Origin of the sequence: Nitratidesulfovibrio vulgaris str. Hildenborough (assembly GCF_000195755.1) — a bacterium.
Classification (GTDB): Bacteria; Desulfobacterota; Desulfovibrionia; order Desulfovibrionales; family Desulfovibrionaceae; genus Nitratidesulfovibrio; species Nitratidesulfovibrio vulgaris.
On the sequence record NC_002937.3, the window covers coordinates 2,261,118 to 2,285,032 of the forward strand.

Below are 23,915 nucleotides of genomic sequence, written 5' to 3' on the forward strand. Positions count from 1 at the left end.
TCCTAGTAGGTGGCGATGGTGTTGGTGAGCGTGGCCACGACCACCGAACTGGCGGCATGGTCGGCATGGTAGGCAGACCAGGCGAACTCGCAGCGCATCCCCTTGGGGCCGTCGATGGTGGGGCCCGTCAGCTCGAACTGCAGTTCGTTGAACGTGAAGGTGAGGATGTTCGCCCCGGCCGTGAAGGAAAGCTCAAGAGAGGTCTCGGTGGAGTTCATCGCCTTGTCGAGCAGTGCGGCGTCCTTGAGCAGGGCCGTGAGGCTGCCGCTCACCGTCATCAGACCTTCGGAGATGTCGCCCCGGGCACCGCCCTCGCCGATGCAGAAGGTGTCGCCATCAAGCCCGGCATCGAGGGAGAAGTTGAAGGATGGGCACACGCCGATGGCCTGCCCGCCCTCCTTGAGCGTCGCCTGAAAGTTGCTGAACCGCGCGAACTGCGCCGCTTCGGGGCTGCTGTCGCACGAGGTAGCGCCCTTGATCTGCTTCGACCCCATGAGATCGACCGTGGCCAGCAATTCACCGTCGCCCCCCACATCCATGGAGAACTTCGAGACCTTGCAGCCCTTGTTCAGCAGATAGAACGGCACATCGGTGGGCACGCGGGTCTCGATGAACAGGCTCGGCTGTTCATCGCCCACCTTGAAGGTGTGCACATAGGGCCCGGTGCCGGTGGTCACGGGTGCGCCGAACATCGCCTTGAGCCAATAGCCCATGGACAGCGCATCGACGGGCACCACGGCGGCACCGCCAAGGTCGGTGTAGCCGTCGAACGGCTGTGCCGGGTTGCGTGTGCCGAGCAGCGTGCCGCCCGTGTTCTTCTTGCGGCTGGGCTTCAGGTTGCAGGTGTTGATGGGCATCATCACCCCCACGGGGGTCGCCGTCACACCGTAGCTGTCTTCGAAACCCAGCATGAGCGTGGCCTTGTAGCCTCTGGCCTGCTTCGTCATGTTCGTTCTCCTTGTGGTTACTGCCAGCCGTCGGAACCGATGCCGATGACATTCGGCTCTCGCACGGTCACCACCATGTCGCGTTCGGCATAGCCGCCCTTGGCCGGATGCGTCGTGCCCTCGCCCACCACAGGCGGGCAGGTGGTGCCTGCCAGCACGCGCATGACGGCAGGGGCGAATTGACGTTCCATGGCCACGATGGCCGGTTCGGTGACGATGTTCGCTGTCTTGTCGGGCTTCGCCTGCACATGCACGCCGAAGTAGATGATGATGCCCCAGCGGTGTTCTTCGGCCTCCGGGCCGCGCTCGTCGCCTGCGGGTTGCAGGCACACGTAGGGGGCGTCCTTCTTCTCCGGCTCATGGGCCACGTCCAGCCCCACGAAGACCTTGAGCGGTGCGCCGAAGGCCGTGGTGCACAGCGCACCGAGTTCGGCGTCGGTGACGAGAGCCTGCGCCCACGTGTCCATGATGTCGAAGGTGTTCATGCGTTACCCCCTGATGCACGCTTCGCCGCGTTCGACCGGGTCTCGTGCATCCACTCCGCACCGCGTTCCACATAGCGGGCGACCTTGGTCTGGAAGAGTTCGATAAGCTCCTCGCGCCGCGCCTCGTAGGCCTCGCGCATCAACGGGCGGGCGGGAACCGTGATGGAGCGGGGGATCTTGCGCTTGGCCACGGCGTAGAGCCTGCGGGATTTGTCAGTCACCCTTGGGGTCACACCACGCTGCACCATGTAGCCGAGGCGCTGGGCAGAGGCCGAAAGCCAGCCCACGTCCACCCGCATCTGCGGCAAGGGGTAGCGGAAATAACCGATAGGCCCGTAAAGCTGCCCGAAGAACCGCCCGCGTCGACGCGGGCGCGGCCTGCCGAGCAACTCGTCGAAGACCCCGGAACGGGTGATGGGCGAGAGCTTGGGCCACGAGGTGCCTTCGGGGCCGCCGCGCACGATGTCGGCGCGAATGCCCTTCTGCATGGCGAAGCCGAGGGCCGAAAGGGCCTTGTGGGCCTCCTTCGGCAGCATGTCGGCGAGGTTGCGCAACCACGGCCCGGCATCGGCGGTGACGGATGCCGAGAGAAGCGAGGCTCCACGGTCAGAGAAGAACGGGTCGCGCCGGTAGCCCACGCGCACCTTGCCGTTCCTGTCCACCCTCTCCTGCCGAGTGTAGATGAACCCAACCTGCCCCGTAGCCATCAGCGCAGCCTCGCCCGCTCTTCGCTCACGCAGTGCAACAGCAGCAGCCCGGCCCCGGCCAGCCCCAGCGGTTTGCAGTAACGCAGCTGCCATACGCCGCCGAGCATGGTGACCTCGTCGCCACGTTCAGGTATGGCTGGCAGGTCGCCCGACACCACATACGCCAGGGCGAGACGCCCGCGCTCGCCGGAATATCCGGCCACCTGCGAGTCGAGCAGGCACACCCCACGGTCGACGACCATGGCCTGCACCGCGTGGGCTGCGCCCGAGACCGAAACGGTGACCGTCTCGGCCCCGAGCGAGCCGCACAGCGAGCGCAGCGTCTTCACGAGCGTCTCGTTCAGGCTCATCACGCTTCCTTGTCGTAGGCGTCGGGGTCGCGCACGAGGTCGACGAGCGAACGCACCTTCTCCTCGGTGACTTCGCCCCGGCAACGGTTCACCGCATCGAGCACCGCCGGGATGCCATGACGTGCCGCCAGTTCGAGGATGGCGACAAGCAACGCCCTACCCATTCTGCACCTCCCTCGCGCCCTGTTCGGGCACGCCTATCTGCCGCAGGTAATCGGTGAGTTCCGCAAGCCGCAGGGCCATGGACGACAGCGTGGCGAGGATGCGCTCGCGCTGTGCCTCAGAGTCGGTGGCCTCGCGCCCGCTGGCGACATACTCCTCAAGGGCGATGCGGGCTGCGTGATAAAGAGCATAGAAGTTACGGGCCACGACCTTGCCCCTGGCGTACTGTTCCGCCGTGATGAGGCCCTCCGAGCGGGCATCTGCCATGCTGTGCATGGTGACGTCGTAGACGGCCCCGGCACCTACGAGGGTGCGGTAGGCGTTGGTCTCGAACTCGGCAGGCTTGCAGCCGAGGCAGAGCGTCGCCAGCAGCGCCACCAGCGCGAAGATGGAAAGACGTTTCATGCGCTTCTCCGGTAGAGGATGGGGTGGACAATGCGCTCCCACAGACGGGAGACCCATGACGCCAGAGGCCGAGGCAACCCGAGGCAGCGCAGCCGGCAACGCACATGCAGGGCGTTGAAGCGGTGCTGCGCCGTGCTGCGGTTCATGCCAGCACGTCCCACGACCCGCCGAGGGCCGCGAGCACCTTCGCCGGGTATTCGGGGTTACGCACCCGTCCGTCGTTGAACACGGCCCCGACACCGCCATTGTAGGCGGCGCACAGGCTCGCGTAGTCGGTGACGCCCTTGCCCGCGAGACGGACAGCCGTCCACGCGAGATGGCGACAGCCGTACTCGAGACCCTCCGCAGGGTCACACAACCGGGTGAGGTAGACGCCCTTGAAACCCCGCTCTCGCGCCACCTGCCCCATGACCTGCATCAGGCCGAACGAGGTCGCCCGCAGGCGCCCTTCGGTCTCACGCGAGCAGGGCCGGACGGCAGCGGGAACGGAGCAGACGACATACCGTTCATAGAATCCGGGCTCGTAGCGGGTGGCCCACGGGTCGCCGCCCGACTCGACCTGCACGATGGCGGCGACGAGTTCGGCAGGCAGACCGTGTTGCTGGGCCGCACGCTCGATGAGAGCCCTGTAGGGGCTTTCCATCAGCAGAGTACGCATAACCGCCTCACTTCGATGTGCAGAGGTTGTCGCGGTAGGCCCTAAGCCTTTCACGTATCTTCTCGGGGACGGGCACGCCGAAGTACGAGAGGTGCTCCAGGCATGAAAGCCCCTCGTTGACGCAAAGGTAGGCCACGAACACGTCACGCAGCGGAATGGTCATGCCAGTGGACTGGCTCGTGGCGGCCTGCACGGCGGCCATGACCACGATGGAGAGGAAGTAGAACACGAACTTGAGACCACCGCCCCGCAGCTTCGACGAGCTGACGCGCCCTGCCCTCCACGCACGGCAGAACCCGAGCGCGAAGTCGATGACCAGCAGCAGGAACAACAGCGAGATCATCATTCCCACACCGCCCAGGAGCGTGCCGACGAACGCAGCGCATGTGCCGATGCTTGCTTTCACGGGGAACTCCTCGCAGAGCGTTCTTGCGTAGCTGCCTATCTGGTCGAGAGTGTGCATCGTGCCTCCGCTGGCCATGCCCTCGGGCCGGGGCTGTTAGACGGGCGGGAGTCTAACCCCAGCCCGCATTGTTCACTGGTCGCCGCCCTGCCCGCCCTGGTCGCTGACATCTTCAGGGGCCTCCTCGGGGGCTTCGGGCACGGGGGGCTTGCAGGCAGCGCCATCTGCCACGAGCTGCTTCGCCAGTTTCACTTCCAGTTCCAGTTCAACGCCCGGGAAGTGCAGCGTCCCACGGTGTTTCACCGACTGCATCAGCAGGACGGTCATGGTCTTGGCGGCCATGGCTAGGCATCCACCACGGTGGCGATGACGATGCCGTTGGGGATCTTGGGCCAGGGCATCGGACGCGATTCGGCGAGCAGGAAGAGACCGCTCGGGTCGTCCTCCATCTTCGACTTCGAGAAGATCTCCACGGGGCCGCTGCATTCGAGGTCAGCGGGCAGGCCGAAGTCCAGCGAGGTGGGCAGTTCGGTGCTGGTGAACAGCACCTTGTTGGGCGCAAGCAGCTTCTGCGACACCCCGGCACCGTCGGTGTAGGTCGTACCGCAGTGGTAGATGTCGATGCCGTTGACGCGGCCCTTGTACATGCGCTGCACGTTGGGGCCGAGCTGGCCGAGTTCGATGCGCTTGTTATCCAGCTCTTCCTTGATGGCCGGGTTCTTGCGGAACGCCGTCCATGCCTTGTCACCCATGACGCACACGTTGGCCGGGAATCCGCTCTCCTGCACCAGCGCGTTCCACTCCTCGAAGTCGCCGGATGGGTCGCTCGCGGACTCGGTCCACCTGTCGGTGCCGGTCAGGGTGACCTTGTTCGACGCGGGAATGAGAAAGTCGATCTGCCGCTGGATGTTGTCCTGGCTGATGACGATACCGCCCTGCATGGCCTGCGCCGCCATCCACTCAAGGCTCTTGGTGATGCGGTCCTTGAGGTCGTCGAGTTCTCGCGTGACAGCTTCGAGGATGCGGTCGCGCGGTGCGCCGGGGTTGTAGGGGTCGCGCCCCAGCTGCGGGGCCTTGAGCAGGTCGGCGGCGCGGAACTGCTTCTTGGGCCGCATGCGCGTGGTCTTGATGGCCTGCACTTCGCGCTTGGTGTTCTCCACGAGGGTGCCGCCCTCGTAGTCGGTCACGAAGGGGGCCAATTCCTTGCCGTACATCTCAAGCTCGACGGCGGCGGTGTCGGTGAGCAACGTGTTGCGACGCGACTCCGGGAAGAACAGCGAGAGGAACAGCGAGTTGAACCACGGCCGCACCGTGATGATGCCCGTCAGCGTCCGCGCCTCGAAGTGGTCGGTCAGTACGATCTTGCCCATGGTGCGCTCCTTACTTCACGAACAGCCCGGCATCGGCGAGGCTGTCGATGGCCGTGTTCTTCTGGGTGGTGGTGATGCCCGAGGCCCACGTCAGACCAGCCGCGCGGAACTCGCCGTGGGAATAGGCCACGGTCTTGGCCTCGCCGCTGGCGGGGATGGTCACATCCTCCACGAGGATGCGACGTGCGCTTTCGCTGCCGTCGGATGCTGCGGGCGCGTGGGCCGCATACTTGCGGCTGGCGGTGATGCGCCCGAGCACCGTACCGGCCAGCAACGTGACCTCGGCTGCCGTGGCGTTGACCAGCGTGATCGGCTCCTGCACGACAGGATGCCCGCCCACGAACGCGGGAATGATGTAGCTCTTTCTTGCGTCAGCCATGACTTACCCCTTGGCGATGGCCTTGGACTGTTCGATGAGCGCAGCGTAGCGGTCGCCTTTCGCTTCGGTCTTCTGCTGCGTGGACAGGGGCGTGGCCCCGGCCTGCATCAACCCTTCGAGAATGGCCTTCTGCGACGGGCTATCCTGCGCAGCCGTGGTCGCTTCGTCGCCCTTCGAGGCCTTGGCGACTTGCAGCACATTCATCGAGGCCAGCGATGCGATCTGCTCGGTGCTGAGGTTCAACGCGGCCAGTTCGCCCACTTTGGCGGCTGCTTCAGGACCGCACACGATGGTGACGATAGCGGACACGCTTTGTGCGGCCTGTGCCGTTTCCTTCGAGGCTGCGGTGCGGGCGTTCTCTTCGGCCTCATTGCGAATAGCTGCCACGGCCTCCGGGTATTTGGCGGCCAGTTCCTTTGCGTCCATATGGACCTCCTGACTGAGTGCTGCCACGGCTCCGGCGAGGTCGGGCACGATGGCTGTTACGAGACCGAGTGCAAGGGCCTCGGTAGCCCTGAATACCTGCCCGTCGGCCCACGCTGCCGGGTTGGCCCGGTCAAGGCCCATGGGCGCAGACACGCCGTCGAGAAACTGCGTGTAGGCGGTGTCGATGAGATGCTGGAAATACGCCTTGTCGTTGTCCGACAACGGGGCTTCGGGAGCGCCTGCCGCCTTGCGCGAACCGGCGGTGATGTAGGTGGCGCGAATGCCGTTTGTCTCAAGGTACTGCGACCAGTCATAGTGCATCCAAAGCACGCCGACGCTGCCCACGATGGCCGCAGCCGGGGCGAACACCCGGCCCGTGGAACCGCCTATCCAGTAGGCGGCACTGCACATGGTGCCGTCGGCGTAGCTGGCGATGGGCTTGACCCCGTCCGCAACGCGGGCCGCTATCCAGTCGGCAAGCTCGCGTGTGCCGTCCACCGTGCCGCCGGGGCTGTCGATGGCCAGCAGCACGGCCCGCACTGCGGGGTCGTCCAGTGCCTGCTGTACCGTGGTGCGCACGCCCTCCATGCCCGTCGTCCACCACGAACCACGCTTGGTCAGCGTGCCGCGCATGTTGACCACAGCCACATCGCCGTGCAGCTCATAGGGCCTGTCGTCGCGGTCACGAAGCAGGTCGCCAAGCGACATGGCGGCACCCTCTGCACCGGAGGCGAAGCGGGACACATGCTCGCGCAGGGCTTCGGGCATGATGGCCAGAGGCCCCGCCAACAGCTGCATGGGTGCAGCCGCTTCGTCAGCTGGCTTTCTGGTCTGAGGCTGTGGCATCTTGGGCATCGTCTCTTCCCTCTGTCTTCTTTCCGGTGGTGAGCGCTGGCGTGACGCCCTCGCGCTGCATGAATCTGGCTTCGCGTGCGGACTGGCGGATGCTGTCGCGCCAGTCGCGCCCCTGTTCGGCGTGCGTCTCGGCCTGTGTCCGCAGCAGCCCGCCAATGGCGGCAAGGTTCGACTCGACCTCTTTCACCGGGTCGATGTAGCCACGGGCCGGACCCATCCACGAAGCCGCCGTCCACAGGTGCTGGGCCTCGTAGAAGTCACGCGCACCGGGGGGAATGGGCAGCAGGTTGCGAAGCCATGCCTCTTCCCACACCATGGCCCACAGCGGCTGGCAGTAATGACGGGTAAGAAAATCGCGGTAGTAGAGGATGGTGCGCCACGCCTCCAGCAGGGCGGCGCGGGCCGACGAGTAGTTGGTCTTGCTGAAGTCCTTGGTGAGGACCTCGTAGGGCATACCCGTTGAGGCCGACATGGCCCGCAGCACCAGTTCGAGAAAGGCGTTGAAGTTGCCGCCCGGCCTGTTGCTTTGCAGCACGTGCGGGCGGTCGCCCATCTGCCCGAACATGACGCCGCCCGGCTCCACGCCGTAGTCGGGCTTGAAGCTCTGCGGCGCGGCGTTGGGTTCGATGTTGCCAGCGCCCCCTCCAGCCAGACCGCCAAGGCGCAAGTTGTTGACCGCAGGCGTGCCGCCCATGGTGCGTTCGATGAACAGCGGGAAGGCCGCCGTGACGATCTGCGCCACAAGCTCGTAGTCCAGCGCGTCGTCGAGCTGGCGGAAGAGCTTCATGCCGGGTTCGAGAAGTGACCGTCCCCGCACCTGCTCATCAAAGAGCGGGCGGAAGCAGTGGAACACCGCCTGACGGTGGGCCACGCGGGCCGGTTGCCTGACGAAGCGTTCGTGCAGTCCGGGCATGTACGGGGACGGGTCGGAGATATGGTAGAAGCAGGGCCGCCCGCGTTCGTCGAGTTCAACGCCGTCGCGGATGTCGCCACCCGTCATTCCGGGCGGCGTTCCGAGGCGGTGCGGGTGGATGTTCTGTATCTGCAGGGCCAGCAGGCTTGTGGCGTCCTTCTCCATGATGGCGAGGTGCAGCAGTTCGCCATGCACCAGCACAGAGCGCAGCCCGAGCAGCTGCATGTCCTCGAAGTGGAGGCGGGCCGACCAGTCGCACTCACGGCACCACCGCGCCCAGACCCACTCCATGGATTCTTCGATGGCGGTGGCCTCGTCCTCTGTGATGCCGAGCAGCGCGTAGGGAAGGGTCGCCTGCGGTTGCAGGCCGCAACCCACAGCCGAGACGGTGATGGAGTCGACCACCGAAGACGCGGCCCAGTCGTTGGCCACGAGGTCTTCAGCGCGGGTCTGCGCCAGCCTGCGCTCCATGCCCTCGCGGATGTCGGAAGCACGCATGGGGCCGTAGCCGGACAACACACCACGATGGCTGCCAGCCTGACGCGATACCAGGGGCTGACGCGCCGCGCGTGACCGTATGGACTGACCCGGGAAGCGCATCAGCGCACGCTCCCGAAGTTGACCACATGGATGGCATGGCCACCGCGCAGCCGTTCAAGTTCGCCCTCGTAATACTGAAGCTGCTTCCTCACCTCCGGCAGTTGCGAACGGCGCAGGGTGATGCCCTCGAACGTCGTCTGCTCTGCGGTGGCGAGGTCTTCAAGGGCCGTCTTGTAAAGCCCGATATGGCGGAGGAGTTCCTCCTCGGTCCAGATGCTCATGCACCACGGTTACGACGCGGCGCGGCTCTATGTCGTGGAGGATTTGGAGGATTTGGAGAATTTGGACGAAAGATTCTCAAGCACAAAAAAACGCCCCATAGCGGGGCGTTCTGCATGAATAAACGGCTCACTCAAGGCAAACTCCACAAACAAAACAAGCCGGAGTTGCCCTGCTACAAGGGCAACTCCGGCGTTCTGGAAACATGAATCAAGCACAGAGTCATGTGATTACTAGCTCTGTACACACCAAACTCTCTTCCGCTCTTCTTCAAGGCGTCGTAGATTTTGCGCAAACACGCCATCACAACTATGTTCGATATCTGCAAGAAGTTCGCAATCTTTCTTCGCCGAAAAATTCATTATTCGACTATAATAGTTAGTTTTAAATGTATTATAGTCATGAATATTAATTCCAAAAAACACGCACAGCCGACACCGTTCAGTACTTTCTACGCAACAGTCTTCACTCTCATGTAAAACTTCTCGCCTAGTATAATCATCACTGTATTCATATCTTATGATAGTCTTTTTTTTCAAATAATTGCGATAAAAATGAATTTTTTCACACACATGGCCACTACTAAAAGAAAAATTTGGCAAATTGCATTTATCATTCTTACAATTCATAGCGGCCATTACAAGTTCTTTAGGCGCATTTGTTAGCACACGACTTTGAAACAAGTCTTCATGGCATAGCATGTAATTACGCTGTACAGATGGTGCTATTTCAAGATAGCAATATGGCAAAGATTTATCATCTTGATAAATCGCACTCATATAATTAATGAACCAGTTTTCTGGATCATAACCACCTTGCTTTGTATATCCCCGCGAGAAGTAACATCCTTTAGACTCACCGCTAACATAGTTTGTAGCTCTCGCATACTCATGCACAGTTACAGTAGACATCTACTTACTCCAAAGCTCTATTCTACTTCTCTCTATAACGCACCCGTATCTCTCTACCCTTCACACTCCGGCAAGCCTGAAACAATGCGATTGGTTTCCATGCTGACGCGGATGATGCGCTTCACCAGATTATAGATGTACGCCGGGTCGTCATGCTCCCGGCACCAGTCGTTCGGGTCGTTCCTGATGCCGCTATCCTTGTCCACCGTGATAGCGTACCGCTCCATGAGCCACTCAATGGCGCTCTTGCCGTTGACCACATAGCCATACGCTTCAAGAGGAATATCCTTGAAGGTGATGTTGCCGTTATAGATGATGGTTCCCTTCTCGCCCTTTTTGGGAAAGCGCATCTTCTCCACATGGTAATAAGCAAAATCGTCTCGCCCATCTTGTGGCTGGCGCTCTTCGGTCACAGGCCACGGCTCCACCGTTTCATACTTCAGATGCCAGTGGGCCAGTTCGCGCCCCGCCTTGCTAAATGCCCAGAAGTCCGGAGCAAAGGGCACCCGTGGCAACATCTTCTTAAGGTCAGCGGCGTACTTTTCCCGGTACTGCGGGGAATGCAGCACCCCGTATACGTAATAGAAAAGATCTTCTTTCCCTATGGTTGCATCGCCGTAGTGCTTGCGGAATACCTCAAGCCCTTCATCCGTTATGGCCTCTTTCCGGACATACCCGTCCTGTCCACTGTCTTCACTTTCGCTGGAAAGAAGACTCAACTGTCGTTCTGTGCTGACTGTCTTCTTTTCGTAATGGTATAAGGGGAAACACTGTGACCCTTCTGCCCAAAGACATGGCACAACATCCACCATTATTGCAGAAAACTTTTTTGTAGATCCTGCTCCAGGAGTCTGTATTGCAAAATTAACACAATCAGGCGATGCAAAAATCGAGGGCTGCTTATACACACAATTATTAAGATGTCTATTAAAATAGGCTTTTTCTTTCACAAAGGGGCGATAAGACGAACACTGAATGCTTGTCGCGAGGAATGTATACTTCTTTTTTTTGACTATATCTTGCTTTTGCTGCCGATCCCATAAAAATTTTGTTTTATCAAAATTAATAATATCAGAAGCTGCTACATCTCCACCCTCATGTATAATCAATTGATAGCGATCGACCTCATTGTTATAAAAATCAATCGAGGATTTAATATTCTGCGCCAACCGTTGCCCGCTAAAATTGTAACACCACGCATCACGATTCGTCTTTAACCCACCAGAACGCATGCAAAAAATAGACGCTCTTCCATCTTCATTGAGTGGCATAAATTTACCAAAAGTCTCATCCCGCTGATTCAGCCAGTCATCATGGCTATTAGGCTCTAACGCTTGCCATTCAAGCCCTCTGTAGTCATGGGCTTTCGCAATAGCTGCAAGCTTCTGTTCCCGTGTCAGATAGTCGCCAATGTCATGGTAGAAGATGCGGGCTTTGCCCGTATGCTCAGCCTTCTTGACGAGCAGGGTTATGGCAACAGGGGTGCGGGATCCGCCCTCAAAGACATTCCCGGCTTCCTTCTTCCGCAACTCTCCTTGTGTGCGCGCATTACCTCGCAAATTATACACATGAACGGAAGTAAACTCTTCTTCCAACACATGCCGGAAACCGTCAGCCGTATTACTATCTATCCAATAGCCGTTGGTAACGAAGCAGATAACCCCCTCATTGCCAATGCGATCAGATGCCCATCGAAATGCTCTTATATAAGAGTCATATAGGCTGTTTTTCAGCGTTGCCGTAGAGTGCGCCGCATACGTTGCTGCAATACGCCCATCCAAATGGGCATACTTCAAATTCTGATTGTTATCGTTGGCATTGCCCTGCCCCACAGAATACGGCGGATTGCTGACGATCACACGAATATCACGCCGTTTCTGGGCTTCTACGCGCTCGCTGTTCTCCGGGCAGTCTCCAGCGGTGACAACCTCGCCCGCATGAACCCTCGCCACGTTGGCAGCTTCGCCAAGCTGGAAGGTGTCGGTAAGACATATGCCGGGGAAGGGCTGGTAATCGCCCTGGGTGACGCGGTGGTACGCCTCTTCGATGTTGATGGCCGCAATGTAATAGGCCAGCAACACTATTTCGTTGGCGTGAAGCTCATGTGCATACTTGTGGGCCAGCTTGTGCGGAGGGATAAGGCCACTTTCGATCATACGGACAGGGAAGGTCCCGGTGCCGGTGAAGGGGTCAAGAATATGCACCCCTTCATCTTGCAGGCTGCACCCGAAATGCTCGCGCAACGCCTTGTCCGCACTGTGGATGATGAAGTCCACCACCTCCACGGGGGTATATACGATGCCGAGCCGCTCAACCATTTTGGGGAACGCTGTCTTGAAGAACTTGTCGTACAGTTCCACAATGATCTTCTGACGCCCGGCAGGGTCGTCTATGCCCTGCACACGGCGGCGCACATCGGCATAGAAGCCTTCAAGGTGGTCAAGATCCTTCTCCAGCGCCTTACCTGCCAGCACATCCATAATGCCTTGCATGGCCTGCGAAACGGGATTTTGCTCCGTAAAGGCGTAACCACTGAACAGAGCGTCGAACACGGGCTTGGTAATGACGTGCTGCGCCAGCATTTCAATGGCTTGCCCCGCGTCTATGGAGGGGTTCAGGTTGCTTTGCAGGCCGTGAAGAAAGGTTTCGAATGCTTGCTGTTGTTCCTGCGTAGGGTTTTCAAGCATAAGCCGGATACGCCCCTGATGCCGTTCGGCAATATCGGCAATATCCTTGGCCCATGTTTCCCAATAGAGACGGTCGCCGCATTTGTGGACGATTTTTCCATAGATGGCGTTTTGCCACTCTGCGCCATAGGCATCTGCCACGGGGAGTGAAAGCCACTCTGTGCGGAACTTGTCGGTACGGTCGCCACTGCCTTCGCCCGTGCCGCCGATAATATCGACCTCAACCACGCCGCCAGCCTTGCCCGTCAGGTCTATCTTCGCAAACTGGTTATCAAGCCGGTCGTCGTGTGCCCGCAGCGCATTAAGCACCTGCCAGACGATGCGATATTTTTTGTTGTTGTCGAGCGCCTTTTCAGGGGAGCCACCCATATTGATGCCAATGGGCAAGATGACATAACCGTACTTCTTGCCATCAGCCTTGCGCATGACACGGCCCACAGACTGCACAACATCCACCACCGAATCACGCGGACTCAAAAAGATGGCGCAGTCCAGGGCGGGAACGTCCACACCTTCTGAAAGGCATTTGGCATTGGTGAGAATACGGCAGGTGGCGGGGGCGTCGGCTGGTGCAGCGTTGGCATTCTCTTTCAACCACGCAAGCTTCTGGTTGCGCTCCACCACGTTCATGGTGCCGTCTACGTGTTGCGCTTCCAGCTTCGGAAGGGGCACAGCATCACCCAATTCGGCAGCGATGCGGACAAACTCGCCAGCCAGCCGCTTTGAGTTCTTGATGTTGCCCGCAAAAGCCAAGGCCGTGCGCATGGGCAACGGGTCGCTGTGCTTGTCTGCCGTATCGTCTTCTGCCAGCCTTTTACCAAGGCCATTCCAGCACCCCACGATCTTTACGGCGTCATCAAGGTCAAGTTCGTCGCTGTTGTCTTCTATGCGCGATTGAAGCGCAAGGGTCACATGCTTCTCTTCAACAGCGATGATCAGCACCTTGTAATCTGAAAGCAGGTCACGCCGCACAGCTTCGTCAAACCGGAGGCGGTGAAACTCCTTCCCGAAGGTGGCTTCGTCATCCATTGAAAATACGGCAATATCTCGCTCTTTTGCCTTGCTTTTGCTCTGTTCGGCGTACAGACGCGGGGTAGCCGTCATGTATAGGCGCTTCTGGCCTCTGATGTAATCTGCGTCATGAATGCGAACAAAGGCCGAATGGTCTTCGCCTTTGGGGGTATAGCCCGCCGTGCGGTGCGCTTCATCACAAACGATAAGGTCAAACGTAAAGCCCGCCTGCTGCTGCGCCTCATGCACCACAGCAATAGACTGATATGTGGCAAAGACCACGGTAAGGCGTGAGGTGTCTTGCGTGGCATTAAAGGCAGCTGCCAACTTGGTGGCATTGGTGGTGGCAGGGTATGCCATCTCGGCTATTCGCATGTCTTCATCATCGCGGCTGACTTTACTGTCAGAGCACACGGCAAAGCAGCGCAACGGCTTGGTGCTGTCAGCCGTCCATGCCCGGAGCGTTTGCGAAAGCAGCGCAATGGAAGGCACCATGAAAAGCACAGTGCCCCCGGGGGCCACCATGTCTTCGGCTATGAGCAGAGAGGCATAGGTTTTGCCCGTTCCGCACGCCATGATGAGCTTGCCGCGATCATGGGCAGAAAACCCCTTGCGCACAGCCTCCAACGCTTCGTTCTGATGCGGGCGTGGCTTCTTGTGCTCAATGGGCTTGAGGGTATCTGGCGCAGCAATCGTGCATTGCGTCCAGTCTATGGGGGCGCTGGCGAGGTCTTCCAGCGTGAGCAATGCCACCGGTATGGTCTGGTGCTCTATTGCATCCGCAGCGTTCTTGCTGAGAGGGGCAGTCGCCACGATAAGCCGCTGTGAGAAGCCGCCTTTGCCGGAAAGCGTAAAGAAGGTGCCAAGGTCACCTTGCGAAATGGCATTCTCGTAGAATTTGCACTGGATGGCGCAATAACTTTCGCCATCACGGAACCGGGCAACAAGGTCTATGCCGGTATCGGGGCGCTTGTAGCCAAGGGCTTCGCGCTCCGGCCAGTCCTTCCAGAGCCACACGTCAGAAAACAGCGCCTGATACTGCGGGTCGGTCTTAAGATAGGCCCGTATGAGCCGTTCGAAAGCATCGCCCTTATCGCGCTGGTATTCCTGTTCGCGGTACTTCTGAAGTATCTGGTGCAGCATGGTTGCCCTCCTCAATTATTGAAGAAGGTACCTTGCCAGCCACGAGGCCAAATCGCAAGATTCAACCTCGAATCAGGTGGGACAGTTAGACAAACGAACTAAGCCGGAATTGTCGCACAACAACGTCCGCATGGCCGCCTACGAATCCGCCACGCTCACCCTGTCCATGATAGACAGCCTTGCATGGTCAGGAGAACAATGCTGGACGGTACTCATGGGGCTTGAGAAAGCCGCTAAGATCATGACACCGCAATAGAACGCAAAGAGGGGCCGCAAGGCCCCTCTTCAGTTGTGGGATGGGTATGGTGGTGCGGCAAGAGGCGAACGAGAAGCACGCGCCCGCAGAGCGATCACGAGTCGTTAAACGATTTGCAAACACACGATGCCTACCTCTCCACGCAACCACGGGGGCACACCAAGGCAGAAACATGAGCGGCCGGACATCCTATCAAGTCTTCCTTGATAGCCTCCCGAAGGGCAGCCGAAAGAAGACAACGAAGAACACTGCGCAGTTTGATCATCCCCCCCCAGCCGGGTACGGCAAGTGTCAAGTGAATACTATCTCTGTACAGTCAGGTGCATACTAGATCTGTACATCCAGAGAGTTATTCGTCAACCGTAGGATACAAAATTTCTGATGATCCAATTACGCTATGAAGCTGGTTCTTTCTAAATTCAGAAATATCGAGAGAAATTGTGTCCATATTGTTGCGTACATACTCCACAATAAGCATCTCTGTTCCACCACTTAAAAAATATGTTTTATATTTATTTAAATCTACAATATTATCTTTCAAAAGCCACAATGCACCGCGCATAATTTCAAGCATAGCACTTTCATTTTCAACATACTTTGCAATACAATTACGCACCTCTATAGGAACAAATTTCGAATAGTCACCTCCACAAGAAGCAATACAGTTAATGCTATACAACAAATCATCTGCGATTGAACTAATATACGCAGCAGGTTCTTTCTTAATATAATCGGTCCTAATATCTTTTCTCAATATACCAACATTTTTTTTATCGTTCTGCTTAGCTTTTTGAGCCTTATCCCACACATCATGTACATCCATATCCCAATGCTGCGCACAAATAGACACCTCTTTGGGGTCAAGGCTAGTCAAATCATATTCACTACAATATGGCGTAGACTTAACAACAGACTCAATATGCCATTCAGAAATTCTGTTTCCTACATAAGAATTTGAAAGCACAACATAGTAGTCAAAATAAGAAAACAAACTCACGTAACAACACAACAATTTACCTTCACTAAAAAGATGCAAAGAATGCCTCGGAAGTTCCGCGTTAACAGTCACACTTTCTCTTCCTGCAATCCTACTTTTTTCGAAATACCAAGCCGTTTCGTCAATCATTCGTTCAAATTTATTCCTAGGATAATAAGGTACCACTTCTACATCTAAGAACTTTTTCTGTTTGACGCAAAAAGCAGCATCAAGGAGCGAAGCATCCAAACCTAGCGACAAGGCATACTCTACAGCAATTTTTGCAAGTCCTAATCTAGAATCATCGTCAAAATCAAGCAAAGAGTTCACAACACACTCATCAAATGGCAGTTCTGTCACGAAACACCAGTCTGGATACCTTTTAATCAAATTATTTTTGCTTAACGGGCTACAGTATATCTTCTTGTTCATCTCATCTAGCTTCACTCCTTTAACATATAGCCTTCCAGACTTGACACTACAATCAATAGAACCAAAAGAATCAATCTCTACAGAGCATGTGGCATTAGGATTGCTTTCCCTATCACGCTTAGTGTTAAACAAAGCAAGAAGCAGTGCGAATTTCTTACAAAAATGAGCGTCGATAGAATGGCCAAGTTGTTCACCGCACTTTTCATGCAATATTGTGCTGGAACGCAACTTTCCAGCAATACCATTAGGAATCACATGCTCACTATGCTTGTTATCTTCAGTAATTTCTTCACCACACATATAACAAAATGCCATATAAACATCCCCACATCTTGATTAAGAACCACACAACACAATTACTATTGAACGGTGCTGCGAAATAACAGACCAGAAAAAACCGCACCAAAGCGCGTTAAGCACTGAATTTTAATGTTCTAGCATAAACATTCAGACTAAGTACTGTTAGAAACATCCCCACCCTAACCTAGCTTAATTGTAAACCTCCCCAAGTTAGTGCCATCCAAATGTGCGGCGAGGCACCCTCCATGCAGTTGGCTTTCGGTTGCTGGAGTTGCCCCCGCTAAACCGGACACCCTGCGGTTGCTGACAGTCGGATGAATTGTCTTGGCGAGCGCATCCGTAATCCCTTGTGTGGAGCATTTTCGTTGTAGTCTTCGAACCACTCGGAAAGGCGCTTCAGAACGCTCGGTGCGTCGGGACAGATGTTGCAGTCAACGTAATCACGCTTGAATGTCTTCACGAATGCCTCTGCCATGCCATTGCTCTCTGGACTGCGCACCGGGGTAAAGCAGCTTCGCAGGCCTAGCCACGAGGCAAACTCCACTGTTTCCTTCGCAGTATAACAAGATCCATTGTCTGAAAGCCATTCCACTGTATGGGACGTGTGCGCATTGCCGAATCGGCGCTCCACGCTTTCCAGCATCAGATCGCGGACCATAGAGCCTGAGATGCCCCTGGTCGTCGCAACGTAGCTGATGACTTCCCGGTCGCACGAATCGAGGACGAACGCGACACGCACGACCTCCCGGTTATCGCATGGGATCTCAAACCCATCAGAACACCATCGTGTATTGCGGTGCAGAGTAACAATCTTGCCTTCGTGCGCCTTGTCTGGACGTTTGCCGTTATGACGGGTGAGCAACAGGCCATTCATCCGCATGATGCGGTAAACGCGCTTGTGATTGACTTCAGATTGCCCTGTAGCTCTCAAATGGGCATTGAGGCACGCCTGTATCCGCCGATAGCCGTAGGTTTGCCGCTCATCAAGAATGGCACGGATGAGACGAAGCAATTCCTCATCCTGCGCCTTCACGTAACGAGGCTTTCTGGTACGATGTGGACCGTCAAGCCGCTCTGCCAAACGCGAACGGGAGACTTGCAGGGAGTCCGCTACACGCTTCATAGGGAACCGTCCTCGAATGGCAACGGCGAACGCGAGATCAGTTTTTTTTCGCGTGCAATGTCGATAGCTTCCTTCAGGATTTCGACTTCCATCGTCTTTCGGCCGAGAAGCCGTTCCAAATCCCGAATGCGCTTCTTCAAAGCCTTCGCCTCTGCCACGCTCACCACTCGGTCGTCGGCCTGAATAGCCACTTTTCCGCCATCGCTCATGAGCTTTCTCCATCGAAAGACAAGATTCGGAGCGATGCCGTATTTGCGAGCCACGAAGGAGACGCTCATTCCGGGTAAAGACGACTCTTCAACTACCCGTAGCTTCTCGGCAATGGTCCAACGACGACGTTGAACCATGGTCACGACCTCGACCGTGGAAATCTCTTTAGCACTCTGTCTGGACATACCTCTAGCACTACCTCTTCGGTTGGCAGAGAGGTCCGGCCTAATTGGGGGCTACTCCAGTTGCCATATCAAATGAATATCCCCCTTGCTATACCCCACGGCGAAAGACGACCACACCTGAACCCACATTCTTGACTTTCAGCGGCTGATGTGGCTTGCTTCCACTAGGTGCTCAAAACACCTTCATCGGCGGATTGCCACCCGACAGACTGGCCTTTTCTTTTGCCTATCGCATAGGCATCTCTGCCCCTATTTGCCGGGTGTGGGCGAAATACAATACCCGTAAGGGAAAATAGCCCGCAGCTCCGATGGCTGTTTTGAGCACCCGGCAATTCCTCATGTGGGGAGTTGTCTCCGTGAACCTCAAAAGTTCCATCGGAGGCCCCATGTCCAGCATCAGCATTCCCACCGTCGACCTCGTCGCAGGTCGCCCCGTCGTCTCCAGCCTTCGTCTGGCCGAGCACTTCGGCAAAAAGCACTTCAACGTAATTCGCGACATCCGCAGCGTCTCGGCAGAAGTCAGCCCAGAGTTCAACCAACTCAATTTTGAGTGCGTTGAATATGTCGACGAGAAAGGCGAGACGCGCCCCATGTACAACCTCACCCGCGACGGCTTCACCATCGTGGCCATGGGTTACACCGGGCCGAAAGCCATGAGGATGAAAGAGGCGTACATCCGGCGGTTCAACGAAATGGAGCGCACCCTCGCCCACGGCCCCGCCGAGGCAGACACCCTCCCCGCCGCACAGCCCGTCGCCCTGCCCGCATCACATCAAGACACACTGCGCCGGCTCATCAACTCGTGGGCCGACATCGCCAGCATGACCCGCGCCCGGGCACGCGCGGAAGTCCGCAGGGCCATGAACGTCGACCGGCTCGACAGAATCCCCGCCGCAGACATGGACAGGGCCATCAGCTTCGTGCTCGGCAAGATGGAGCACGCCAGAACCGACGCGGCCCAGACCCCGCCCGCCATCGCCACCCCCAACGCCGACATGCTGCTCGACTACGGGCACCAAGTGACCAAGGCCCTGCGAACGCTCCGCGAGAGCATCGACGCCGTGCGTGGCGACCTGCCAGAGACCTACGGCAAACGCCTTGCGGCACAGGCCGGACAGTCGATGTTCAACAACGCCCGCATGGCTGCCTACGAATCCGCCACGCTCACCCTGTCCATGATAGACAGCCTTGCATGGTCAGGAGAACAATGCTGGACGGTACTCATGGGGCTTGAGAAAGCCGCAAAGATCATGACACCGCAATAGAACGCAAAGAGGGGCCGCAAGGCCCCTCTTCAGTTGTGGGATGGGTAGGTGGTTCGGTAAGAGTCGGATGATGATCACGCACCCTCTGAACAATGATAGGCGGATACCATCTTGTACTATTGAAGTTGCACATGATTTCTAATATGATGCGCATAATTCACAACAACTTCCAAGACAAGCCCTGTACACCCCACTCCGCGACGGTACCAAACTGCACTCAATCTACAACAAACGCTAATGCTGTTTCAACCTTATCTTTATCTACCATATTTCGTGGACCTTAAAAATGATGCACAACTACACAAAAAAATAAACATGCGATTACGCACATCCTACAAACAACAAAAAATTAACAGACAACGGACATAACCACGAAGGAATCCATCAAAATGAAAAAAAAGAGCAAATACGACATAATAACAAGACTAAAAAGCTTCGTGACAGAACTAAATAAAAATCGACACTCTGATAAAATGAAAAAGTTTATAAGAATCTTAGCCTGCACTACTGCAGTTTCATCAATAGCCTTATTCATACTTACTTCCAATAAAGACATAAAAATAGCACTCTTATCTTCTTTGATAGGTGCAGGCGGATCTATAGGAGCAAGCATCGCCATAATAACACAAGAATCAAAAAAAGAAAGAATAGAAACATCACGAACAACAATTATAACCATTGTATTTCTTCAGCATCTATTCAAAGACATTGAGCAAGCAAAAAATTCAGTGTTAGGTTTTAAAGCATTGCTAAAAGAACCAGGCTTAAATTTTGAAATATTAAATGAATCAATGAAAAGGATAGATTGTGCGTTTAAATACCACGACATGTCAACGCTAACAAATATAGATTACAAAGCAATAGCAATCTATACAAAACTCATTTCAACATCTTATAGCATAAAAGACGCATACTGTATTGCCAACCCTCTCGATATCAACGGCAAACCTGCACCGAACACACAGATAAACCTAGAACAGATAATTGCGCCACATCTTATAACACAATGTCACAAGTGGGAAGAATCCCTTACAAAAATCAAACAGATGACGAAAGAGGCGCTCGACGACTTCACATCAAAAGCGACCAAGCTACACGACAAAATCACGACAGAAGCTTAACAAAACAACATCAAGGGGCCTTCCGGCCCCTTTCTCATAGGCACACCTCACTAGCCACCCGACACCGCAGGTACTCCCGTAGCGTGTCCACCCGCACCCGCAGCCCGGCCCGCACGCCAACCCGGGTGGCTGGCAGCTCGCCCATGTTCACCAGATTATAGAAGGTGCTCTTGCTCACCCCTAGCACGGCGCAGCACTGCTCCCAGTTGAGCAGACGGCTACCGGGCAGCTTGTCGATGTCCAGCGCATCCATAGGCTATCTCCTCACATGGCCCCACCAGCCGGGGCGCTTCGTGTTGTCGTTACCCTGCGAATAGGGGCGCGGTTGAGGCTCCTCTTCGGGCTTGGGGATGAAGCGAATCTGCAACATGTCCGCAAGGGCCAGCAGGTTGTAGCTCACGTCCCACGCGTGGTTCGGCCTGTTTTTGGGGCACTGCCACATGCCGTGGGTGTCGCGGTATTCGGCCACCATCTGCTTGGCCCAGTCTTCGGTCAGTTCACCGTTGTACAGCCACGCGCCGGGGTCTGTGGGCGCCACCTGCAACAGGCCGTGCAGCCGGTTCTTGAAGTGCGTTGAATGGACATGCAGACGCTGCAACCCGCCGGGAATGGCGCGGCTCGACCCCGGATAGGTGTCCACCGTCCGAAAGGTGTGCGGCGTGGCCATGCGCTGCTCTCCCTTGGCGGGAATGAACAGCGGATGCAGCCGGCACCAGTCATAGACCTCACTGGTACGGTGGCCCATGGCGTCGATAACTCCGGCCTGAACCGGGTAGACCAGCCCCTGCGCATCTTCATAGACCGTGTTGAACAGCACCTCTTCAAGGTTCGAGAAGTCGTCGGGCGAGGCCGAAGGCACAAAGCCGTTGCGGATGCTCCATGACGTGGCAGAAAGCCCCCACCCGAAGGCGCGAATCTCGTACCAGAAGCCGTTGTCCTGCGTATCCACGGCAGCCAGCAGGCACGCCACCTGCCCGCCACCGGGCACAAGACCGGCGGGCCTGTCGTCGCGCAGCCGCATGACGGCCCCTGCATCGCCCTCTTCCGTGCCGTCCACCCACGGTTCGGCGAGGTAGCCGTTCATGAAGTCCTTCAGCGTTTGCAGGTCGCCAAGCTTGCGGTCGCGGTCGGCCTGAATGAACTTGGCCGCCGTCTCGGAGAGCGACACGTCGCGCGAGATGAGCGTGGAGTACTGGAACGCCACATGGCGCGGGCGGCGTTCGAGCATCCAGCTCATGGCCTCCATGCCCGTCTCCGGGTCGCGCCATTCGCCGCGCGCCACGGCCATGTCGCGGTCGTGGTCGTTCCACAGCGCACCGCAGCCCCGGCAGCGATAACGGGCCAGCATCTGGTCGTTGACCTTGGCATAGTCGCGCTCGCCCTCGGGCCACACCACGCCCACCTCGCCGTCGTCGTGCGTGAAGCGCATCTCCTGATAGACGCCGCACTTCGGGCAGCGCACGAAGTAGTGGAAGATGACCCGCGCCTCAGCCAGGCACAGCATGATCTCACCGCGCGGCGTGGATGGCGACGAGAGCAACATGCACTTGTGCGTATGCTTGAAGGTGCGCACGCGCTTCATGGCCAGCGACACCGGCCCGGCCTCGCGCTTGCCGTCGTGCTCGTACTTGTCCACCTCATCGAGCAGGAGGTGCTTCACCGGCTTGTTGGCAAGGCGCGACACGCTGCCCGCCCAGCCGAAGTGGATGGTCATGTGCCTCAGGTTGATGCTCTTGGCCGTCTCGTCGTCGGCAAGGCCGGTGATGTACTGCTCAAGCGGTGGCGACGCCTTGAGCAGCGGGATGACTCTATCCTTGGCCATTTCGCGGGCGGTATCCTGCTGGTCGAGCACCATCAGCACCGGCCCGGGGTCGCGGTCGATGGCCCACGCCAGACAGCCTAGCTCAAGGGCCGTCTTGCCCGTCTGTGGTGGCCCGCAGATGCCGATGACGCGGATGAACGGCAGCGAGTAGGCGTCCATGATGGTGCAGGTGTACGGGAACACTTCACGACGCCAGCGCCCGGGGCGCTGCCCGCCGATGATGCGGAAGTGACGCTCGCACCACTCCGTGACGCTGATGCGCTTCGGACGCCGGAAGGCACGACGCACAGCGGCTGGCCAGCGGAAGACGAAACGCTGCGGACAGTCGTCGTCATCATGCGGACGCCGGATTCTCACCACAGGAAGGGGTTCGCGCGTGGGCGGCACCAGTTGCAGTTGCTGCTCATGCGTCATGGCCACCGTCCCCGGGGAGCACTTCAAGGGCCCCTGTTGCGCTTGCTGCGCTGGCTGCGTCTGTTGCCAAGGTCGCTCCACCCATTGCCGAGGCTGGTGCGGCGGCTGTTCCCGCTGCGCCCGTTGCCGAGGTTGGCCCGGCGGCTGTTGCCGCTACGCCATTTGCCGAGGCTGGTGCGGCAGTCGTTTCTGCTCCACCCGTTGCCGAGGCTGGCGCGACGGCCCCCGTCGCACGTTCGGAGATGCCCCCTGCCGATAATCCCGGTGAATCTCCCACACTGCGTTCCAGCACCGTCGTGTGCGCCATCGAGGGCACCGCAGAGCCGCTCAAGAAGCCGGGAGCTACTGCGCCCGTCGCACCGCCAGCACCGTCCGCCGCGCCCGCGTCCGCCTCCTCATCGATGACCTCGACCTCATAGGCGCGATCCAAGGCGAAGCCATTCAGGAACACGCGGCTACGCTCGCGAAGCATGTCTATGAGCAAGGCCTCGTGCTTCGGGTTGCCATCGACAAGGCTGATGATCTCAAGGGCCTCGGAGTGGATCCAGTTGAGCAGTTCAGATTCGAGCACGGCTACGCCAGCGGACATCATCCTCTCCATTTCGCCGCGCGAGACCAGCTCGCCGCGCTTCTTGCGGAGCTCAAGTTCTTCAAGGTCGCCGCGTATGCGTTCACGCCGCAGCCGCTGCTCTAGAAGCGTCAGACCTACATCCTTCGCCGTTGCTCCCCCCTCCCCCCCCTGTGGGACCGCCCCGGCAGACACCCGAGGAGGCCAGCCCGCAGCGGTGGCAATCTTCACAATATCGTCAGCATGATAGAGACCGTCGCGCCGGGGGCGGCAATCCCGCCGGGTGCCAACATAGTTGTAGAACGTGCGGCGAGAGATGGCCCACTTGTGCTGGGCGAAGTCGGTCCATGCAGCCCCGGTTGTCGCCCACGTCTGCCCGCCCTTCGAGGTGGCAGATCCAGCCCGCCGCGCCGTCGCGCCTGTCGTCTCCATCATGGTGTTACGCCGCTCCATCCCGGTGGCACGCACCGTGCTGATTGGCTAAGTGTGCAATGTGCAACGGTTTTGAAATTCGAGTGCGCTCGCCGCCCACGTGTTCCACGACCCCTGCGGGGGGACTGGGGGGGAAGGACCCGAACGACGCCCCGGCCCCCTTGTGCCCCAAGGGTTTTG

The 23,915-nt window shown here is 57.7% G+C and carries 24 protein-coding genes and 1 pseudogene; 4 read left to right on the forward strand and 21 right to left on the reverse strand.

What is annotated here, in order from left to right; all coding sequences use genetic code 11:
• Positions 1–2 precede the first annotated feature (2 nt).
• From DVU_RS10215 to DVU_RS10290, 16 genes are all read right to left on the reverse strand, one after another.
• The gene (locus DVU_RS10215; RefSeq protein WP_010939436.1) at positions 3–947 is read right to left on the reverse strand and encodes a phage tail tube protein; all 945 of its coding nucleotides are present in this window, start codon (positions 945–947) and stop codon (positions 3–5) included.
• A gap of 17 nt (positions 948–964) precedes the next feature.
• Positions 965–1,432 carry a hypothetical protein gene (locus tag DVU_RS10220; RefSeq protein WP_010939437.1) on the reverse strand — a complete coding sequence of 156 codons (468 nt, stop codon included), beginning with the start codon at positions 1,430–1,432 and terminating at the stop codon, positions 965–967.
• Positions 1,429–2,139, reverse strand: coding sequence for a hypothetical protein (locus DVU_RS10225; protein WP_010939438.1), 711 nt, complete (start codon positions 2,137–2,139; stop codon positions 1,429–1,431). Before DVU_RS10225 ends, DVU_RS10220 begins: the two co-directional genes overlap by 4 nt.
• Positions 2,139–2,489 carry a hypothetical protein gene (locus DVU_RS10230; protein ID WP_014524471.1) on the reverse strand — a complete coding sequence of 117 codons (351 nt, stop codon included), beginning with the start codon at positions 2,487–2,489 and terminating at the stop codon, positions 2,139–2,141. Before DVU_RS10230 ends, DVU_RS10225 begins: the two co-directional genes overlap by 1 nt.
• Positions 2,489–2,653 carry a hypothetical protein gene (locus DVU_RS10235; protein ID WP_010939440.1) on the reverse strand — a complete coding sequence of 55 codons (165 nt, stop codon included), beginning with the start codon at positions 2,651–2,653 and terminating at the stop codon, positions 2,489–2,491. The genes DVU_RS10230 and DVU_RS10235 overlap by 1 nt, the downstream gene beginning before the upstream one ends.
• Positions 2,646–3,056 carry a lipoprotein gene (locus DVU_RS10240; RefSeq protein WP_010939441.1) on the reverse strand — a complete coding sequence of 137 codons (411 nt, stop codon included), beginning with the start codon at positions 3,054–3,056 and terminating at the stop codon, positions 2,646–2,648. The genes DVU_RS10235 and DVU_RS10240 overlap by 8 nt, the downstream gene beginning before the upstream one ends.
• A gap of 142 nt (positions 3,057–3,198) precedes the next feature.
• Positions 3,199–3,714, reverse strand: coding sequence for a lytic transglycosylase domain-containing protein (locus DVU_RS10245; RefSeq protein ID WP_014524473.1), 516 nt, complete (start codon positions 3,712–3,714; stop codon positions 3,199–3,201).
• Between the two features lie 7 nt (positions 3,715–3,721).
• Positions 3,722–4,177 carry a phage holin family protein gene (locus DVU_RS10250; protein WP_014524474.1) on the reverse strand — a complete coding sequence of 152 codons (456 nt, stop codon included), beginning with the start codon at positions 4,175–4,177 and terminating at the stop codon, positions 3,722–3,724.
• 72 nt (positions 4,178–4,249) lie between these two features.
• A complete protein-coding gene (locus tag DVU_RS10255) occupies positions 4,250–4,459 on the reverse strand; it encodes a hypothetical protein (protein WP_010939444.1) in 210 nt (69 codons plus the stop codon).
• Positions 4,460–4,461: 2 nt separating this feature from the next.
• Positions 4,462–5,487, reverse strand: a complete 1,026-nt coding sequence (locus DVU_RS10260; RefSeq protein ID WP_010939445.1) for a major capsid protein — start codon at positions 5,485–5,487, stop codon at positions 4,462–4,464.
• Positions 5,488–5,497: 10 nt separating this feature from the next.
• The gene (locus DVU_RS10265) at positions 5,498–5,866 is read right to left on the reverse strand and encodes a head decoration protein (protein WP_010939446.1); all 369 of its coding nucleotides are present in this window, start codon (positions 5,864–5,866) and stop codon (positions 5,498–5,500) included.
• Positions 5,867–5,869: 3 nt separating this feature from the next.
• Positions 5,870–7,147 (reverse strand): S49 family peptidase, encoded by a 1,278-nt coding sequence (locus DVU_RS10270; RefSeq protein WP_014524475.1) that lies wholly within the window; start codon positions 7,145–7,147, stop codon positions 5,870–5,872.
• Complete coding sequence (locus tag DVU_RS10275; protein WP_010939448.1) at positions 7,107–8,660, reverse strand: phage portal protein; 1,554 nt, start codon at positions 8,658–8,660, stop codon at positions 7,107–7,109. Before DVU_RS10275 ends, DVU_RS10270 begins: the two co-directional genes overlap by 41 nt.
• On the reverse strand, positions 8,660–8,881 hold the full coding sequence (locus DVU_RS10280; protein ID WP_010939449.1) for a hypothetical protein: 222 nt from the start codon (positions 8,879–8,881) through the stop codon (positions 8,660–8,662). The genes DVU_RS10275 and DVU_RS10280 overlap by 1 nt, the downstream gene beginning before the upstream one ends.
• 231 nt (positions 8,882–9,112) lie before the next feature.
• Positions 9,113–9,790, reverse strand: a complete 678-nt coding sequence (locus DVU_RS10285; RefSeq protein WP_010939451.1) for a hypothetical protein — start codon at positions 9,788–9,790, stop codon at positions 9,113–9,115.
• A gap of 53 nt (positions 9,791–9,843) precedes the next feature.
• The gene (locus DVU_RS10290; RefSeq protein WP_010939452.1) at positions 9,844–14,631 is read right to left on the reverse strand and encodes a DEAD/DEAH box helicase; all 4,788 of its coding nucleotides are present in this window, start codon (positions 14,629–14,631) and stop codon (positions 9,844–9,846) included.
• 130 nt (positions 14,632–14,761) lie between these two features.
• Between DVU_RS10290 and DVU_RS16955 the strand changes: the two genes are divergently transcribed.
• Together DVU_RS16955 and DVU_RS17030 are read left to right on the forward strand one after the other, a co-directional pair.
• Entirely contained in the window at positions 14,762–14,887 is a 126-nt protein-coding gene (locus DVU_RS16955) for a hypothetical protein (RefSeq protein WP_263053354.1), read from the forward strand.
• A 95-nt stretch (positions 14,888–14,982) separates the two neighbouring features.
• Positions 14,983–15,148, forward strand: a pseudogene (locus DVU_RS17030) (IS481 family transposase); the annotation flags it as partial.
• Positions 15,149–15,236: 88 nt separating this feature from the next.
• Here the strand turns inward: DVU_RS17030 and DVU_RS10300 are convergent.
• Both DVU_RS10300 and DVU_RS10305 read right to left on the reverse strand, forming a co-directional pair.
• Complete coding sequence (locus DVU_RS10300) at positions 15,237–16,610, reverse strand: HNH endonuclease (protein WP_014524476.1); 1,374 nt, start codon at positions 16,608–16,610, stop codon at positions 15,237–15,239.
• Between the two features lie 265 nt (positions 16,611–16,875).
• A protein-coding gene (locus DVU_RS10305; RefSeq protein ID WP_150103616.1) for an IS3-like element ISDvu2 family transposase occupies positions 16,876–18,113 on the reverse strand; the annotation gives its coding sequence in 2 pieces (ribosomal slippage) (positions 16,876–17,768 and positions 17,768–18,113; 1,239 coding nt in all).
• A gap of 386 nt (positions 18,114–18,499) precedes the next feature.
• Here DVU_RS10305 and DVU_RS10310 point away from each other — a divergent pair.
• Together DVU_RS10310 and DVU_RS10315 are read left to right on the forward strand one after the other, a co-directional pair.
• Positions 18,500–19,378 (forward strand): phage regulatory protein, encoded by an 879-nt coding sequence (locus DVU_RS10310; RefSeq protein ID WP_010939456.1) that lies wholly within the window; start codon positions 18,500–18,502, stop codon positions 19,376–19,378.
• A 389-nt stretch (positions 19,379–19,767) separates the two neighbouring features.
• Entirely contained in the window at positions 19,768–20,499 is a 732-nt protein-coding gene (locus DVU_RS10315; RefSeq protein ID WP_010939458.1) for a hypothetical protein, read from the forward strand.
• Positions 20,500–20,533: 34 nt separating this feature from the next.
• Here DVU_RS10315 and DVU_RS10320 read toward each other — a convergent pair whose 3' ends face one another.
• From DVU_RS10320 to DVU_RS10330, 3 genes are read right to left on the reverse strand one after another with little or no spacing between them, the layout of a single operon-like run.
• A complete protein-coding gene (locus DVU_RS10320) occupies positions 20,534–20,752 on the reverse strand; it encodes a helix-turn-helix transcriptional regulator (protein WP_010939459.1) in 219 nt (72 codons plus the stop codon).
• A 3-nt stretch (positions 20,753–20,755) separates the two neighbouring features.
• Positions 20,756–22,735 (reverse strand): terminase gpA endonuclease subunit, encoded by a 1,980-nt coding sequence (locus DVU_RS10325; RefSeq protein ID WP_014524477.1) that lies wholly within the window; start codon positions 22,733–22,735, stop codon positions 20,756–20,758.
• Positions 22,725–23,738: a hypothetical protein gene (locus DVU_RS10330; protein WP_010939461.1), complete on the reverse strand. Its 1,014-nt coding sequence runs from the start codon at positions 23,736–23,738 to the stop codon at positions 22,725–22,727. Before DVU_RS10330 ends, DVU_RS10325 begins: the two co-directional genes overlap by 11 nt.
• Between the last annotated feature and the right edge of the window lie 177 nt (positions 23,739–23,915).